Annotated in this window: 14 protein-coding genes; 10 read left to right on the top strand and 4 right to left on the bottom strand. The window is 56.3% G+C overall.

From position 1 onward, the window contains the following. The first annotated feature begins 3 nt into the window (after positions 1-3). Positions 4-459 (top strand): MarR family winged helix-turn-helix transcriptional regulator, encoded by a 456-nt coding sequence (locus C7445_RS05935; RefSeq protein WP_134159128.1) that lies wholly within the window; start codon positions 4-6, stop codon positions 457-459. A 23-nt stretch (positions 460-482) separates the two neighbouring features. Here the strand turns inward: C7445_RS05935 and C7445_RS05930 are convergent, their stop codons facing one another. Further along, positions 483-1,202, bottom strand: coding sequence for a YqjF family protein (locus C7445_RS05930; RefSeq protein WP_134159127.1), 720 nt, complete (start codon positions 1,200-1,202; stop codon positions 483-485). 44 nt (positions 1,203-1,246) lie between these two features. Further along, positions 1,247-2,518, bottom strand: coding sequence for a beta propeller repeat protein (locus C7445_RS05925; protein WP_134159126.1), 1,272 nt, complete (start codon positions 2,516-2,518; stop codon positions 1,247-1,249). 205 nt (positions 2,519-2,723) lie between these two features. On the opposite strand from C7445_RS05925, the gene gluQRS reads away from it, so the two are divergent. The 3 genes from gluQRS (at position 2,724) to C7445_RS05910 (ending at position 6,354) form a co-directional block, all read left to right on the top strand. Further along, positions 2,724-3,689 (top strand): tRNA glutamyl-Q(34) synthetase GluQRS, encoded by a 966-nt coding sequence (gluQRS, locus tag C7445_RS05920; protein WP_134159125.1) that lies wholly within the window; start codon positions 2,724-2,726, stop codon positions 3,687-3,689. A gap of 9 nt (positions 3,690-3,698) precedes the next feature. Further along, positions 3,699-4,814, top strand: a complete 1,116-nt coding sequence (locus C7445_RS05915) for a Gfo/Idh/MocA family protein (protein WP_134159124.1) — start codon at positions 3,699-3,701, stop codon at positions 4,812-4,814. A gap of 97 nt (positions 4,815-4,911) precedes the next feature. Further along, positions 4,912-6,354: an aldehyde dehydrogenase family protein gene (locus C7445_RS05910; protein WP_134159123.1), complete on the top strand. Its 1,443-nt coding sequence runs from the start codon at positions 4,912-4,914 to the stop codon at positions 6,352-6,354. Positions 6,355-6,396: 42 nt separating this feature from the next. Here C7445_RS05910 and trmB read toward each other — a convergent pair whose 3' ends face one another. Further along, complete coding sequence (gene trmB / locus C7445_RS05905) at positions 6,397-7,053, bottom strand: tRNA (guanosine(46)-N7)-methyltransferase TrmB (RefSeq protein ID WP_134159122.1); 657 nt, start codon at positions 7,051-7,053, stop codon at positions 6,397-6,399. Between the two features lie 94 nt (positions 7,054-7,147). Here trmB and C7445_RS05900 point away from each other — a divergent pair, with 94 nt between their 5' ends. Beyond that, a complete protein-coding gene (locus C7445_RS05900; protein WP_134159121.1) occupies positions 7,148-7,687 on the top strand; it encodes a cysteine hydrolase family protein in 540 nt (179 codons plus the stop codon). Between the two features lie 15 nt (positions 7,688-7,702). Here the strand turns inward: C7445_RS05900 and C7445_RS05895 are convergent, their stop codons facing one another. Further along, the gene (locus C7445_RS05895; protein ID WP_134159120.1) at positions 7,703-8,938 is read right to left on the bottom strand and encodes a beta propeller repeat protein; all 1,236 of its coding nucleotides are present in this window, start codon (positions 8,936-8,938) and stop codon (positions 7,703-7,705) included. Positions 8,939-9,086: 148 nt separating this feature from the next. On the opposite strand from C7445_RS05895, the gene C7445_RS05890 reads away from it, so the two are divergent. The 5 genes from C7445_RS05890 (at position 9,087) to C7445_RS05870 (ending at position 16,544) form a co-directional block, all read left to right on the top strand. Continuing rightward, positions 9,087-9,980 carry an SGNH/GDSL hydrolase family protein gene (locus C7445_RS05890; protein ID WP_243834987.1) on the top strand — a complete coding sequence of 298 codons (894 nt, stop codon included), beginning with the start codon at positions 9,087-9,089 and terminating at the stop codon, positions 9,978-9,980. Between the two features lie 69 nt (positions 9,981-10,049). After that, positions 10,050-11,303 carry a multidrug effflux MFS transporter gene (locus C7445_RS05885; RefSeq protein WP_134159119.1) on the top strand — a complete coding sequence of 418 codons (1,254 nt, stop codon included), beginning with the start codon at positions 10,050-10,052 and terminating at the stop codon, positions 11,301-11,303. Further along, positions 11,304-13,439 carry a HelD family protein gene (locus tag C7445_RS05880; RefSeq protein WP_134159118.1) on the top strand — a complete coding sequence of 712 codons (2,136 nt, stop codon included), beginning with the start codon at positions 11,304-11,306 and terminating at the stop codon, positions 13,437-13,439. Between the two features lie 170 nt (positions 13,440-13,609). Next, positions 13,610-14,815 carry a helix-turn-helix transcriptional regulator gene (locus C7445_RS05875; RefSeq protein ID WP_243834986.1) on the top strand — a complete coding sequence of 402 codons (1,206 nt, stop codon included), beginning with the start codon at positions 13,610-13,612 and terminating at the stop codon, positions 14,813-14,815. A 448-nt stretch (positions 14,816-15,263) separates the two neighbouring features. Then, positions 15,264-16,544 carry an ABC transporter substrate-binding protein gene (locus C7445_RS05870; protein ID WP_134159117.1) on the top strand — a complete coding sequence of 427 codons (1,281 nt, stop codon included), beginning with the start codon at positions 15,264-15,266 and terminating at the stop codon, positions 16,542-16,544. The last annotated feature ends 40 nt before the right edge of the window (positions 16,545-16,584 follow it).

Raw genomic sequence — 16,584 nt, 5'->3', positions numbered from 1 at the left:
TACATGTCTGACAAACAGTTTGTCACGCTTGACGATCACCTTTGTTTTACGATTTACGCGTGTTCGCGCGAGGCGATGAAATTGTACCGGCCGCTGTTGGAGCCGTTTGGACTCACATTCCCGCAGTACCTCGTGTTGGTTGCCTTGTTTGAACTGGGGGAATGCACCGTCAAATCGCTTGGCGAACGACTGTATTTAGACTCCGGGACCTTGACGCCGCTACTCAAACGCATGCAAGAGTCGGGACTGGTGCACAGGCGCCGGGCCGAGGACGACGAGCGGAAGGTGTATGTTTCGCTTACGGAAACCGGACTGGCTCTACGCCAACAGGTTGCGGATGTACCCGAGTGTGTTCTTTCTCGCGTGCAGAATCTGGCGATTGCGGACGTGCAGCGCTTGCTCGGTGACATTCGCGAGTTGCTCGACAAAATTCATGCGGCGACCCAGGTCGACGGTTAAGCGCGCGTTGAGACTGTGGCCGATCACGCCGGAACAAGCGGCCAAATGCGAGCTGTAACAGGTTGTGCGGTGAAGAGTAACGGCTCTGGTGCCAGCGGTGCGAATCCGAAGGGGCCAAACAGCCTGTTTTCGTCAAGGCGCCAGCGCGCCTTTTGCAGTTGCCACGGTTCGTGGGCGAGATCGCCTCGCCACAGTCGTTCATGCCAATGCGTAAAGAAATGAAATCGATTGACCAGCCATGCTTCCAGCGATCCATCGCTTGGTGTAAATCGCTCCGCAGACAGGATGGGCTGGTATATACAGGAAAGGCCACCTGGGTGCAGGTGGCCATTTGTCTGGAACCTGCAGATGGTCTGTTGGTGCGTCGAGGAAAAATAAAACTTGGCATACCGGTATGGTATGTGAAATCCGATCCGCGCAAGCGCTGGCACGAGCACATGTCCGGCGTCCAATCGAAAAAAATAGACGCCTGGCGTTCCACGGTAGGTCACATATGTGCGCAAATTGCATTCAGGGAAGTCACGAAGGCCGGGAAAAGGCGGTATTCCGCGAAGATGCATCTGGGTGACGTGAAAAGGGATGGCGCTGACCCATGCCGTTCCGTCATACGTGTCTAACTCCAAACCACTCGGCAGGAGTGGCTGGATGTGTCTGGCTGCGACGGGCCAATGCGCGAACAACAGGTGTTGCCATGTCTGCTCCATCACCCAGCCGATGTTGTATAGCGCTTTCATACCGATCATGGTTATCCGCTCCCCAAGCCGTAAGGCTGTGTCGTGGTACACGATTAGGGTGTGTCAGCGCCCTGAAAAGGATAAGCCACACCGCCCCAGGATTTCCCGCCATCTCTCGTGACAATCCACCGCAACGAACCGCTTTTCAGGATTTCGACAGCGTATGCCTGGGATGCGGAGAGCGGCTGTATGTTGATGAGCGATGTCACGCGAATCGAGGACACCACGGGTCTCCATGTTTTACCGCCGTCGTCGCTCGTGAGCCATTCGTTCTGATCCGGGGCGATGGCCCAGCCAGTTTGTGGTGTGACAAAATGGAGGATGACACTAGGGTTCCACCGTTCCACGGCTGCGGGAGTCCACGACAGTCCGCCATCGTCACTTCGGTAGATGACGCAGACGGCCTTGTTGGCAACGGTTGCGTCGATGGCCCAGACGCCTATATTGCCAAAAAACTGCGGCAATTCCGTCCAATGCACATCCGCCAGAGCGACTGTACCGTCGGGGGGTGGTAGGGTTGGCAGGTTGCTTGACCACGAGTGGCCTGCATCTGTCGTATAGGCAATGGACGTCGGTGATGACCATCTGTAACCCACGGCAGCACTGGAAAACGAGATCGCTTGCGGCATGTCGGCAAACCAAGGGTTCACCGTGGTCAATGGGCTTGCCCCGCTGATGGTGGTCACCCAGTTTTGCCCGCTATCCACTGTCTCCCAGATGAAAAACCGGCTCGCGCTTTCGCCATACGCATATGCGATGTGGGTGTTGACCATGTCCACCTGCTCGACAATTGCCCCGGGGACGGTCAGGTCTGCCACAGTCCACGTCTTTCCTCCGTCGTTGGTGCTGTACATGGTCGTGAGACCGTTTTGGCGTGTTGCGATGACACCTGTGTCTTTGCTCCAAAATCCACATGCCGTCACGATGGCATCTGAAGCGACGAGCGTAGGCGGTGTTACGTTGCGCCAGCCGATGTCACCATCGTCGCGGTACCACGTGTCCTCGTCCACTGCCCACTGGCCGTTCGTCCAAGGGAGCAAGGCAGGTGTATCAAGCGTCGCTGACCCAGTTCCGGTGTGAGCGGCGGCGAGGTTTGAGGAGGAGATATGAAGGCCAGGAATCGCGGAAGATTGCGGTCGTGGTTTGCTTTGCCTGGATGAAGCTTCCTTGATCACGCCTTCAGGCTGACTTGGTTCCTTTGCGATCAAGTCGGCGTGTATGCTGCTGCCGACCGCTACGATGGCTCCAAGGATGACGACGACACCCAAACGTTGTACAGCCTTCGCGCGTGTGACGAACCGCCGACGCACTTGCCTCACCTTCATCGGTCGTTTCCCCTCCCGTCGATGAGCACGCTACTTTGCGAATGGCTTACCGCTATTCGCAAACGCATCACCCAGTCCGATCATCACGTCTTGAACACATGTTAGCGCTCACACGGCGAAATTCCTGCTTGCAGCTGGAATCGGTATCTTCATCGATTTTTTGCTACCATAAAGATGACGCTTTGTTTGGCGAGGTGAACGAGGAATGCGCAGAGGACGTTTTGCGCCCAGTCCTACGGGTCTCATGCACTTGGGCAATGCGTTTGTGGCTTTGCTCGCCTGGCTGCAGATGCGATCCGCCAACGGGTGTTTTATCCTGCGCATTGAGGACTTGGATCACGGTCGCTCGCGCGCTCATTTTGCTGAACACATTTTATGCGACTTGCGTTGGCTTGGCCTGGACTGGGACGAAGGCCCTGACGTGGGTGGAACCCATGCGCCGTACGTGCAAAGTGAGCGGATCAACCGCTACGAACACGCCATTGCCAAATTGTCCGATCTCGGTCTTACTTACCCTTGCTTCTGCAGTCGAGCGGAAATTGCGGCCATCGCATCTGCGCCGCATGGATGGTTTAGCGATGAACCGCGCTACGACGGGCGTTGCTGGACGCTGTCGGCGAGGGAGCGCGAGCGTCGCGCCCAGCAAAAGTCGCCATCGTTGCGGCTGCGCGTGCCTGTTGACACTACTGTTTCGTTTGTCGATCGCGTCCTTGGACCACAGATCGGGCGGCCGTGTGAGGGCGGGGACTTCGTTGTGCGGCGGGCCGATGGCGTCATCTCGTATCAGTTGGCGGTTGTCGTCGATGACGCGGCTATGGAGGTGACCGACGTACTGCGCGGGCGCGATCTACTCGCGTCAACCTTGCGCCAGGGGTTCCTCTACGAAGTTTTAGACCAACCAGCGCCTACCTATGCACATGTACCGCTCATCATCGATGAGCATGGACGCAGGCTGGCGAAACGAGACGGAGATTTGACACTTCAGGCACTCCGGTCCCTCGGTGTCGCCCCAGAACGGATCGTCGGCCTTTTGGCACATTTGGCTGGCTTACTCGAGGGGCCTGAGCCGTTGCGCCCGCAGGCGTTGATCCCGCGCTTTCAGATGTCCAGACTGCCTGCGTCAGACATTGTCTGGACAGCTGAACACCAAGCCTATCTGCAACCACATTGAGGTGATCACTTGACGACATCGTATCGACAGCTGCGCATGGGTTTGCACGGCTACGGCTTCATCGGGCGTACCCACGTGCTTGCAAGTCAATTGAATCTAGCAAGTTCTCGCCCCTGCCCGCACATCGTATGGGACACGGCTGTCGTGCACAATCTTCAGTCTTCCGCCGCAGCGCTCGCCGCGCAAACGTTTCGCCTGGTGACGGAAGACGTCCAAGCGTTTGCCTGTGAGGAATTGGACGCTGTTTCTATCGCGTCGCCTAACGATGCCCATATGGCGGCCTTATCAGCCGCGCTACAAAATCGCCTTGCCGTGTACTGTGAAAAACCTTTGAGTAGCCATATCGAGGAGTCTTTGCGCATGGCAGAGATGGTCGAGGACGCGCGGGTTGTTCATCAAGCGGCGCTCATGTATCGGTTTCATCCGGCGGTCGTGGATGCTTACGAGTGGCTGCACAGCGGTCGTCTGGGGCGTGTGCTCACGTTTCGCGCCGAATTGCTCCATGGCGGCTATCTAGATCCTGATCGTCCGATGGCTTGGCGTTTGCGCCAAGAGCAAGCGGGCGGGGGAGCTCTTCTCGATCTCGGTGTTCACTTGGCCGATCTTTTGTTGCACCTACTTGGTCCCGCGCGCACGGTGGCGGCTGATGTGCGCACCTTTGTGTCGACTCGGCCAGGTCCCGCGGGAAACGAATCGGTCACCGTTGACGATTGGGCTTTGGCAAGGATCGACATGCAATCGGGCGCTGTCGGCACACTCGAAGTCTCGCGTGTGCACGCGGGACGGGAGCGCGACAGCATTGAGATCGTCTGTGAGGGCGGCGTGCTGTACATCCCGTTGGATCGTGAATCTCACGCCGAGGTTTGGTCGGCAACTGGTGAACGCTTGCCGAGGCTTGCACCGGATCGGCATCCAGCGCTGGCGCCGATACCGTCCAAATTTGCACAGACGGCACACTTGAACGCGCACGCTGTGAGTCTGGCCGTCTTCGCGCTGCGGGTGGCAGGGGAGGACATTGCTTATCCAGCACCGACATTCCACGACGCCTTGGCCGCGCAGCGGCTCCTCCATGTCATCAGGGTGTCGGCAGAACAAGGCGGGGAGCCCTTGGGTGTGGACAATTAGCCGGGTTTCACGGTGCATCAGCTCGTTTCGGCGTGGGTATCCTGACATGGAAATCCGTGTGGTGGACGGGAGAAACAATTCGACGGAGGGATAGACGATGGCAGGAGAGACACATTTGTGGATCGACGGGGATTGGGAGGCGGGAGCGCGTCTGGTGGCGCTGAAAAGTCCGTATAGCCAAGACGTGATCGCGCAGATTGGCTACGCCTCCCCGGCGCAGGCGGAGCGGGCGATTGCGGTTGCGGCGCGGGCGGCCAAGGCGTTCCGGCAGGTTCCCGCTTGGCAGCGTGCTGCCATTTTGCGTAAAGTGGCTGACTTGATTTCGGATCGGAAGGACGAATTGGTCGATACCATCGCGCGCGAGGCGGCAAAACCGATTAAGGCCGCCAAACAAGAGATCGACCGGACCGTGGAGACCTATCGTTTTGCTGCAGAGGCGGCACGCTCCATCCACGGCGAGACTGTACCCATGGACGCGGCGCCGCGCGGTGAGCATCATCTGGGGTTCACGATGTGGCAGCCCCTGGGCGTTGTCGCGGCGATTACGCCGTTCAACTTCCCGATGAATCTTGTCGCCCACAAAGTTGGCCCAGCCATTGCGGCGGGCAACGCCATCGTTCTGAAACCGGCGGAACAAACGCCGCTGTCGGCACTCGTGCTCGGCCACATCTTTGCCGATGCTGGATTGCCTAAGGGTGTGCTCAACATCATTCCTGGTGACGGCAAGGAACTGAGCGAAGTGCTGACGACACACCCGGACGTAGCGTACGTGACGTTTACCGGCAGCCCGTCGGTGGGACGGCAAATCCGCGCACAAGCAGGTTTGCGCAGAGTGACGCTCGAATTGGGGTCCAACTCGCCGCTTATCGTCGACGAAGGGTTCTCGGAGCAGGAGTTAGGGAAAATTGCGAGCGAGATCGTTGGCGGTGCATTTGCTTACAGCGGGCAGGTGTGTATTTCGATTCAACGGGTCTATATCCACGACGCGGTCTTCGATGATTTGGTCGACCGAATTGTCGCAGGCGCGAAAGCATTGCGGTTTGGCGATCCGACCGATGAGGCGACCGACGTGTCGGCTTTGATCAACGAACAGGCGGGCACACGATTGGCTGCTTGGCTCGACGAAGCACAGGCAGCTGGCGCTCGGGTACTTTGTGGTGGCGAGATCGACGGCAATCGCATGCAGCCCACGGTCGTCACGGGCGTGCCTGCCGACGCGAAACTCGTTACGGAAGAGGCGTTTGGGCCCATCGTCGTCGTCGAGCGAATTTCCAGCTGGGATGTCGGGGTGGAGCTCGCCAACCGCTCGAAGTTTGGGCTGAACGCGGGGGTTTTCACAAAGCGGATCGATCGCGCCTTGGCGGCGGTGGAAACCCTACAGGCGGGGGCGGTTTTGGTCAACCAGGTGCCAACCTATCGACTGGACCATATGCCATACGGCGGTATCAAGGAAAGCGGCGTCGGCCGTGAAGGGGTCGTGTACGCGATGTACGATATGATGGAGCGCAAACTCGCGGCCTTTCGCACAAACCATCTGTAAGCGAAGCGTGGAGACCAGGGACATGTCCCTGGTCTCCAGCGTTTATTCGACTTGATGTGGGCGGGCACGCAAGTAGTAAATGGGCAAACCCATGCTGCGAAACTTCGCCTCGTATTCGGTCTGCACATACTTGCCGGACAAGGTTCCGTCGGTGTCACTCGATGCAAATCCGCGCTCGCACTCGGCGATGTCCCAACCGTTGGCCGCAAGCGAAGCAAGCGACCAATCAAAGAGATCGAGGTTGTCCGTTTTTTGCTCAAGCCAGCCGTCCGCACACAGCCATTTGGCGTATAGCGCAAGCTTGCTCGCATGGGTCAAACGGCGATCGTAGTGTCGACGGCGCGGCCACGGATCGGAAAAGTTCAGATAGATGCGCGCGACGCGCGGTTCGTGCCAAAGCTCTCCGATCCGCCCAATGTCGCCAACGATGAACGTCGTGTTGGAAAGCCCGTGCCGCGCCGCACCTGCAGCCGCTTTGGCGGCGACGGCGAGCATTTTGTCGACACCGACAAATTCCGTATCCGGGTGGAGCTTCGCCATCGTCTGCAAAAAGCCGCCTTTTCCACAGCCAATCTCGAGGCAAAAAGGTTTCCGCTGTTCCGCATACCACGCTCCCAAATCATCTTTGCGGGCGTCAAGCAGTTTTTCCCCGCCCTGTTCCAGCCATTTTTCCAATCGATGTGATCCTCGATAGCGCATAATACCCCTCATTTCCTGCGTCATCGTATCTGGTTGGCAATGCTCTTGCAAGTATGGGTACAATGTGAACAACAAATCGGTTGGGGGCTTTGTCATGGCCAAAGACGCGTTACTGATTGTCGACATGTCAAACGATTTTGTGCACGACGAAGGCAGTCTCACCGCCGGGCAAGCGGCACAGAACATTGTTCCGTACATCGTACAGCTCGCAGACCGCATGCTTGTGGACGGACAAATCGTTGCCGTTTGCATGGATGAGCACCAGGAAGGGGATCCGCATTTTCGCGACTGGCCGCCGCACAACGTCAAAGGCACATGGGGGCAGCAATTGTATGGCGATCTCGGCGCCTGGTATGCCCGTGTGCGCGATCGCGATACCGTGATGTACGTACCCAAGGCCAGCTATAACGCCTTTTCCGGCACAGATCTCGCCGCCCGCCTGCGTGCACTGGGCGTCGAGCGGGTGCACATCGTCGGTGTCTGCACAGACATCTGTGACTTCCTGACAGCGGCCGGGGCGTACGACGCAGGGTTTGCAACGGTCGTGCACCGCGCTGGTTGTGCGACGTTTACAGATCAAGGCGAGCAGTTCTTGGAGCACATGCGGCGCTGCTTTCACACGGAGGTTGTGTAAATGCACGGAAGGCGATCACGTCGCTTGCCAATGCATGCCACCGTCCTCTGAGCGTAGCAACGTCGCATGAAGTTTGGAGTCTAACGCGAGCAGATACCATGTCGTTGGATCGGCGATGTCCAGGGTGATTTCGGTTGCGCTGCCTAGGTTGTTGGGCAGCGAGCTGCCAACCGTGTACCAGCTTTGACCGTCGTCCAAACTGCGAAGAATCATTTCTTGGCCGTTGCGCGATTCGAGCAGTACGAGGCCGTCCGGTGCGATGGCGGACAACGCTTGCACTTGACCCACGTTCAATTCATCTACAGTCCAATTTTTTCCATATGTCGAAGTGCAGACGTACAGTTGATTTCCGTTTGCCGTCTGCATCGTGATCGCCACCATCAACGACTGATTCGAATTCGCCTTGATGAATTCGACAACCGGCGCTGTGACAGGCTGGGATGAAAGGCTGAAGGCCTTCATATGCCAGTGGGTCCCACCGTCCATGGTTTCGGCGAGATTGACCGTTTTGGTCAATTCGTCAACGCCTGCGTACAAGCCTGTCTTGCCGTTGGGGGCGAAATCCATGCGCGCGGAAAAGCCGTTGTGTGGAAGCTCGTCCTGCGAACTGTTCACCATACGCCAAACCTGTCCACCATTGGCTGTCGCAAACAGGTATTTCGCGGCGGCACTGCCGCTGGCATCATCTTCAAATAGTAACCAGCCTGTTTTGGATCCTTGCCACTCGCCAAACGCGATTTGGGTCGCGCCATCGGGAAGGGAGAAGGTCGACGGGATCCAGGTCGCTCCACCGTCGCGCGTAGTCAGGATGTGAGCTTCCCCGGTGTCGATCCACACGAAGGACCATGCGCGATCCGATGCGATCATCGGATAGATATAATCGGCGCCGCCAGGGCCGTTCCCGAGAACATCGTCAGTCGGCAAGGGGGGGAGTTGTTGACGAGTCCATGTGTGCGCGCCGTCAGCCGTCGTGTACCAGACAAATCGATTTCCCTGGTACCCCCATGCCACGCCAGCGCGACCGTCAAACATATGGATGTGTGCATCCACGGCATGTACAGCGTCCGTAAACGTCGCGGGGGTCGCCGCCGTTTTTGCCGCAATCTGTTGTAACGCCGTCCCCGCCGCTGGCGTACCATGTCCATGCGCGGCATGGGAAGCCTTTGCCGATCCTGGGGACGGCGCTCCGCACCCGGCGGTCAGCACCGAGCAACAGACAATGGATGCGAGGAAAACAACGCGCACATGCATGTCTCAACCGCCTCCCTGTTTCTTAAAGTATACCAAACCAATTCCAAAATCCGCTTCCAAACGCGCATACGCAATCCTATAATGAGAATAGATTGTGGTGCGAGAATCTACAAATTCAAGTGAAAGCGGACGGAAGTGGGAGTTCCATATGACGATCCTAGGGCCCATTGCCATCGCGTCTGTCGCGATGTTGACGTTGCCTGCACCGATTCATGTATCCCTACAGGCGTCACATGCTGCGACGGCTGTACACACAATGGCTCACAGCCAGACAGCAAACCGTTCAGCGGGAAGCCTCGTGGCTCTTGGCGATTCCATTACGTTTGGATTTAACCTTGGAGATAACCGCGCGCCTTCGAAGCTCGCGTTTCCTTATCTGATCGGCGCCAAGGAGCACGACAGTGTCATGGACCTGGGCGTTCCGGGGTGGACCAGCTCGAATCTGCTGCATGCGTTGCAATCGGATCCAAGCATGCGCAGCGACGTCGCAAAGGCGACCATTGTGACCATTGACATTGGCAGCAATGATCTCCTGCAACCGGCCCTGGCATTACTGCCTGCTGGTGCAACCAATTGGAACGATATTGCGCTTACCGCAGATCAGTCTGCACAATTGGCCACCCGTCTGAGCACGGGTGTAGAAAACATTGCGACGAATGTGGCATCCATTTTGCACGACGTCCACGCATTGAATCCGAAGGCGACTGTCGTCGTCTACGACTTGTACAATCCACTTCCGGCGTCGGATCGGTCCTTGTACATGGCGGCCCAAGCCGCTGTCGGCGCGGCCAATGTACAGATTGCCAAGGACGCCGTCGCGTATGGCGATGCCATTGCGGATGCCTTCGATGCGTTTGCAGGACATAGCAATTATATCTTGAAGAACGACGTGCACCCGACGGCAGCGGGGCAAGCCGCGTTGGCCAAGCAGGGGGAGACGGCCATCTCGATGTCGGCCGCGTTTCGGTCCGTCGCTGCGCCTAACGGTTGGAACTCGCTGACGCAGTGGCTTGGGCAACAACTGGTGAACGGACTATCTTGAACGCGAAGTATAGAACGGGTGCCGTAACGCGATTCTGGTGTCAATGCGGCCGCCGCGGAGAGGAGTCTTATGAACAGCGAATTACAGCGCATACCTGATACCGCGGTGCAACCGCCCACGACAGCGTGGGGGCGGTTCAAGATGGCCTCGATTTTGGGCGTGCTGACGGCCATCGCACCGCTGTCGATCGACATGTATTTGCCTGCACTGCCGACGATGGCACGCGATTTGCATGCGGCGACGGCGACGGCGCAACTCAGCTTGACCGCTTGTCTGGTCGGGCTCGCCATTGGGCAGTTGTTCGCTGGCCCAGTGAGCGATGCCAGCGGCCGCAAACGTCCGCTCTTGGTAGGTCTTGTCTTGTATCTGTTGGCTTCTTTCGCGTGTGGAAGGATGCCTTCGGTCTGGGGGCTCGTCGCACTCAGATTTGTGCAGGGCCTGTGTGGATCTGCTGGCATCGTGATCGCCCGTGCGATGGTGCGAGACATGTACAGCGGCGTCGAGTTGACCCGTTTCTTTTCTCTTTTGATGTTGATCAACGGTGTGGCTCCCGTGCTGGCGCCGGTCATCGGCGGTCAATTGTTGCGCTTTACGTCGTGGCGCGGGGTATTTTTGATTCTTTGCGGCATTGGCGTTGCCTTAACCGCCCTTGTGGCACTCTATCTGCCGGAGACACTGCCTGCGAGCCATCGCACGCGGGGGGGAATCAAGGGCATCACGTCGTCGTTTGGGCGTTTGCTTCGCGATCCGATCTTTATGGCATACGCCTTTTCGCAAGGACTCGTATCCGCTGGCATGTTTGGCTACATCTCGGGATCGCCCTTTGTGTTGCAGGACATCTATGGTTTGTCGCCACAGTGGTTCAGCGTCTGTTTCGCCATCAATGGCATCGGCATCGTGATGGCTTCCCAGGTGAGCGGATGGCTTGCAAAACGCGTGGATGGTCCGCGATTGTTCCAGTCCGGCGCGTGCATCGCGGCGCTCGGAGGCGTCGCCTTGCTCTTGAGCCTACTCTTTGGTGCTGGACTGGCAGGTATCTTGCCGTCGCTTTTTCTCCTTGTGTCGAGTGTCGGTATCGTCAGCACGTTGGGGGCATCGCTTGCGATGCAGAATCATGGCCGCGCCGCTGGCAGTGCCGCCGGTTTGATCGGTGTTTCGCAATTGCTACTCGGCGCCCTGGCGTCTCCGCTGGTAGGCTTGGGCGGGGCACATACAGGGTTGCCCATGGGCATTGTCATTGCGATCGCGGACGTCGGTTCGCTCGTATGGTATGCGGCGTGGTCAGTGCGCCTTACAAGCAGCAGGGGCAAGGGGGTAGCGTGAATGAACGAGGCCGATGCATTTCCTCGCGCGGCGGTCGATCCGTTCGAGGAGGAGGCACTGCGGCTTCAGCGCGTGTTGCAGACAATGGAGCAGGCTTTGGCGGGTGGGCCAAAGCCGCCTTTGCGCGACGAGGATGAGGAAGATCAAGACGAAGCGTTGACGGCGGACGAAGTGGCGGATGTCGCTGTCGCCGGGTTGGCGCGCGAGCGTCGGCGAGCACTCGCAAGCGCAATGCGCGAGCCATATTTCGGGCGCATCGACTTCTCTCCAGAAGGGACAGGTGTCGAGCGGTTGTATATCGGCAAACGCGGGATCGACGATCCGGTTTCTGGCGATCGCATGGTCCTGGATTGGCGCGCGCCTGCAGCCAGTCTGTTTTATTCGTTTGCCGGACAGGGAGGTGAAGCGCGCTACGTTTCGCCCGAGGGCGAGGTGCGAGGGAAGGTGTCGCTCAAACGCAATATTGTCGTCCGGGATGGCGAGTTGCAACGCGTGGTCGACAGCTATGTTGAGGGACAGCAGCAAACGGCGGCGACGGACGAGTTTCTCCTCTACCGCCTCGGAGATGCCAAGGACAGCCGGCTGCGCGACATCGTCGCGACAATCCAGGCGGAGCAAAACGAAATCATTCGCGCAGACAGAAATTTGCCGATTGTCATCCAGGGTGTCGCGGGCAGCGGCAAGACGACCGTCGCCCTGCACAGACTCGCCTATCTGCTTTACCAGCACGCAGAGCGGCTTCGCGCAGAGCGCATGGTCATCTTCGCGCCATCGGCGATGTTCGTCGACTATATTTCCGAAGTTCTCCCCGAACTTGGAGTGGGCGGCGTGCAGCAGACGACTTTTTCCGCGTTTGCCCTGCGTGTGCTCGATCACGCCGTGCTCTTGGTCGATCCCGGTGAGCGCCTGCGACAGCGGTTCGCACTTCGCCAACCCACCGAATATACGGCCGCGATGCGGGAGGTCGAGTGTAAGGGCAAGCTCGAAACGCTGCGCAGTTTGCAGGTCTTTCTCACCGAAAGTGAACGGTCGATGCCCCCTGCGGGGGGAGCGCTTGCGCCGTTCGGGCGGTCGCTCGAACATGCGACCGTCGTTCGCTGGTTCTTTGAAGAATACGCCTCTTACCCCGTGTTAGTACGCAGGCAGCGGGTGCTAGCGCGCGTTCGTCGGCATTTCGAGATGGAGGCCAAAGCTGTCGGTCAGACGGATAGGTCATCGAAACGAAAATTGGCTGCGGCCATTCGTCAATATGAAGAGCGGTGGCCAAGCATGGATCCCCTGAGCCTGTACCGTCAGTTTCTTGAGTGGCATCCTGACTTGACGACGTCTTCGTTGCGACAGCCTGCTAAACGCGGTGCACGTCTCCACGTGCAGCCGGAAGATCTGCCGCTTCTACTCGCGATTCATCAGTGGCTATACGGCGTTGACCCGCGCGATCGGTTCGATCACGTCGTGATTGACGAAGCACAGGATTTCTCACCTGTACACTTAGAGGTTTTGCGTGCTTACTGCCCAAGTAACTCGTTCACCATTCTTGGCGATCTTTCGCAGAGCATACACAGCGAGGCGGGAATTCGCGATTGGCGTGAGTTCATCGACCAGTTTCCGGGCGGGTGCCGGTATGTGGAATTGTCCGTGTCTTATCGGTCGACTTTCGAGATTATTGAATTTGCCAATCGAATTTTGCGGCCTTTTGCACCATCGGTCGAAGCAAAGCCGATTTTCCGCAGTGGAGACAAGGTGATGGTGGAGGAGGTGGCGTGGCGCGATCGGTTTGAGGCTGCACTTCATCACATGTTGGCGATGCGTGAGTTGTCGTCGACGGTAGCCGTGCTTACTCGAACAGAAGAAGATGCACATGTCTACCACAACGCCTGCTTGGAAGCGGGGCTCGACGCGCACTTGTTGACGGCCGATCGCACGGATTACGAGGGCGGTATGAGCATTGTTCCGATTTATCTTGCGAAAGGGTTGGAGTTTGACAGTGTGATTGTCGTCGATGCCGATGCTCATCATTACCATTTGAGCGAGCGAGATGCAAAGCTATTGTACGTTGGTTGCACGAGAGCTTTACACCGACTTTGCATCCTTCACGCAGATCCAATTACGCGTTTGATCGAGTGGACGAAAGCCTAAGAGTGTTCGTCCACTTTTCCTTTAGGTGGACAAAATTGTTTAGTTTCGCAAACAATAATCAAGAAAGACAATATTGATGTACAATACGTCTCCCTGTGTCGCATGTTATTCTTTATAATGATTTTGAGAAACCGTTTTCATTCCTCGTGGGGCGCGAGGGGAGGGGTACCGTGAGCTTGAGCGTACAGAAAAATATCATGGGGCAACCTGTGTTTCATGCGTTTGTTGAACAAGGTCCGGCTTGGCCAATGACCTCATGGGATGTCCTGCAACAGAAGCCAATTGAGGTCAACTTTATGGAAGTGGGCAAACTCTTAGAACGGGTTCACGAGCGCAAGGAACTGTTGCTGTGTACCATACGGAGTTCACAGGTCGTTCCCATCTATCCATTTTTAACACAAATGCAAGCGGGAGGCTTCGAATGCGTTCATGTGCTAACCTGTGATGCCAACACATATATCATCACGTTCGCCGCATTTTCGCCCGAGCGTGCAATGGGATCATTCGAGGCTGGCATTGCCCGCCTCGCATCAGAAAGATCGCTTGTTGGAGTCAGTCGGACATTTGTCGACACCGATGTCCGCCGCTGGTGGACCGCAGTGCTTGAAGCAACGTCCGCCTGCCATCTGAACATCTATCAGGACGATGCATTTTCACGATTGGATCGCGAGCTCGTTGCCATTTCCGACGAAGATCGGATGCGCTATTTGAGCCGTATCATCACGGCCTTGGACGATCGTGGTTACGAAGGAGCTTCCACCGTGATCGATCAGGTATTCAATCAAATTGTGGAGCGCAGTTATCGGATTGAGGATGTCGCTGAATTGTCGGCGCAAGTATTGCTGGCGGCAATTGGACTCAAGGCCGGTAGCGGCCGTGACCGTCTGATGCAATTGCCGCTGTCAACGCGGCAGTGGCTTCAATACGTGGGCAAACAGTGCCCCAAGTGGTGGGACTGGCGAGAACGGCTGAAGCAGTGCCTCATGGTCATCATGGGGCGTGAAGAGGCCGTCACATCGGCCCATAGCGCGCAAATTGGGCAGGTCATCCAGGTGATTGAATCGAATTATGATTCGGATCTCGATGTCGCGTCTTTGGCAGCACGCGTCTTCCTGAGCCCAAGCTATCTGAGCAAGCGGTTCAAGAGTGAGACGGGTATGACAATTCGCGAATTTATTGTTCAGACTCGTTTGAATAAGGCAAAAGATATGCTGTTGCATGATTTTCATCTCAAGGCTTACGAAGTCGGCGCTCACGTCGGGTATCCAGACCCCACATATTTCAATAAGCTGTTCAAGCGTCAGGTGGGGCTGACACCTAAAGCGTTCCGGGATCGCGCAGTACGCCAATCGCTAGGTATCCACGATCCGGACTAATCGCGCAGCATGTATGGCCGCGGCCTGTTAGGTAGGAAAGTGCTACCCGACAGGCCTTTTTCGCGTAATGAAATGGTCATTGACGCTTATGTTGGTATGTCTATGTTAGGATAACAAATGAATGAATCCCCTTGATGCTTCACCAAGGTAATGGTCCATCCACAAGTTGAGTCGTAATGTTTCCCCTAGGTTTTTCATCGAATTGTCCGTTCTGACGGGCGAGGCCGGCACTGTTTGATGTAAACGGACTTTTGCAAGACCTACCCATATCATGCTAACAAATATATTTACGAAAGTTAACCAGTATTATATTTCGGTTGGGTGGTCGTTTTGTTGTTTTCAACTTGTGTTGTATTTGTTATTCTATCGTTAGGTCCTTGGTGTTTTGTCATTGACGTTATACCGAAGGAATGGAATCTGCTTGATAAGATGAGAAGGGGGATTCAACTTGAAAAAATGGGTTGCAGTGGTCTCTATTACGGGTGTAAGCGCTTTGGCTTTGGCGGGGTGTGGAACACAATCCGTTTCCAAACCAGACACTAACGCAAACCAAACTGGTGCAGCTTCGCAAACGGCCAAAACCATTACGGTGTTGACGAATCGCACAGATATGCAGGCTAACGGCATGCTTCAGAAGTATTCAGAGGAGTTCGCGAAAACACATCCGGGGATTACGGTGAAATGGCAGACGTTTGTCGATAACAGTACGGTTCAAGCGCAGATGAACGGAGGTACCTATCCAGACGTGATGTTGATCTTACCCAACATCACTCCAAATGAATTACCACAGTTTTTTGTCCCCCTCGATAATTTGGGGTTGGATAACAAAATCTACTTTAAGGATTTTCAATCCTATAATGGACATGTTTACGGCATTCCAACGTTTGGTGATGTGAATGGCATTGTCTATAACAAGACGGCGTTTAAAAAAGCAGGTATTACTTCCGTACCGACCACGTTAAACGAATTCTACGCGGATTGTGCAAAACTGAAGAAGGCGGGCATCATTCCTATTGCACTCAACTATACGGCGAAATGGCCGCTTGCCAATTGGACGGATACACTGCCTGACGTGATCGCGGGCAATCCCAATTACCTCAACACCATCGTCAACAACAAAGCTCCGTTTTCATCGAGCGCGCCGATGGGGCAGGCGCTGAACATCGTCCATACCATTGTGAAAAACGGATGGGCAGAGCCTGATTGGAAGAATACAAACTGGGCGAACTCCAAGACGATGGAAGCGCAAGGCAAAGTTGCGATGATGTACCTTGGGCAATGGGCTATCCCGCAAATCGTCTCGGCTGGGACGAGTAGCTCTAATGTGGGCTTTTTCCCGTTCCCGGCGACGAATCATGGCAAGCCGATCGCGATTATGACGCCGGATTGGGAGTTGGCAGTCAACAAGCACAGCAAAAACATTCCGGCTGCTGAGGCATTTGTTAAGTGGATGGTTCTTGAATCTGGGTATCCAAACTATGCTGGTGGTCTGCCACCTGTGAAAGGTATGAAATCGAACGTACCGCAAATCCAGCAGTTGTATTCGCAGGCCAAGGTTGTTCAAGGTGTGCCAAGCACGACTGCACTTACACAGTTGGAAAACAACTCACAGATCGATATCAATGGTGGCGGTGCCGTGCAAACGGTCTTGAATGCGCAAGATTTCGCGACGGCGTTGCAACAGTTTAACCAGCAATGGGCTAACGCAGCTTCGCTGTCAGGACAATGATGAGATCGTTCACGGGCTGCACCCAATCCCCCCAACTCTT

Origin of the sequence: Alicyclobacillus sacchari (assembly GCF_004366795.1) — a bacterium.
GTDB classification, from domain to species: Bacteria; Bacillota; Bacilli; order Alicyclobacillales; family Alicyclobacillaceae; genus Alicyclobacillus; species Alicyclobacillus sacchari.
This window is presented reverse-complemented; position numbering and strand designations above follow the sequence as displayed.

Coding starts and splice junctions, on each gene's coding strand:
- C7445_RS05925 (WP_134159126.1), bottom strand. CDS start 2,518: ATGAAGGTGAGGCAAGTGCGTCGGCGGTTCGTCACACGCGCGAAGGCT.
- C7445_RS05890 (WP_243834987.1), top strand. CDS start 9,087: ATGACGATCCTAGGGCCCATTGCCATCGCGTCTGTCGCGATGTTGACG.
- gluQRS (WP_134159125.1), top strand. CDS start 2,724: ATGCGCAGAGGACGTTTTGCGCCCAGTCCTACGGGTCTCATGCACTTG.
- trmB (WP_134159122.1), bottom strand. CDS start 7,053: ATGCGCTATCGAGGATCACATCGATTGGAAAAATGGCTGGAACAGGGC.
- C7445_RS05935 (WP_134159128.1), top strand. CDS start 4: ATGTCTGACAAACAGTTTGTCACGCTTGACGATCACCTTTGTTTTACG.
- C7445_RS05895 (WP_134159120.1), bottom strand. CDS start 8,938: ATGCATGTGCGCGTTGTTTTCCTCGCATCCATTGTCTGTTGCTCGGTG.
- C7445_RS05885 (WP_134159119.1), top strand. CDS start 10,050: ATGAACAGCGAATTACAGCGCATACCTGATACCGCGGTGCAACCGCCC.
- C7445_RS05880 (WP_134159118.1), top strand. CDS start 11,304: ATGAACGAGGCCGATGCATTTCCTCGCGCGGCGGTCGATCCGTTCGAG.
- C7445_RS05930 (WP_134159127.1), bottom strand. CDS start 1,202: ATGATCGGTATGAAAGCGCTATACAACATCGGCTGGGTGATGGAGCAG.
- C7445_RS05900 (WP_134159121.1), top strand. CDS start 7,148: ATGGCCAAAGACGCGTTACTGATTGTCGACATGTCAAACGATTTTGTG.
- C7445_RS05910 (WP_134159123.1), top strand. CDS start 4,912: ATGGCAGGAGAGACACATTTGTGGATCGACGGGGATTGGGAGGCGGGA.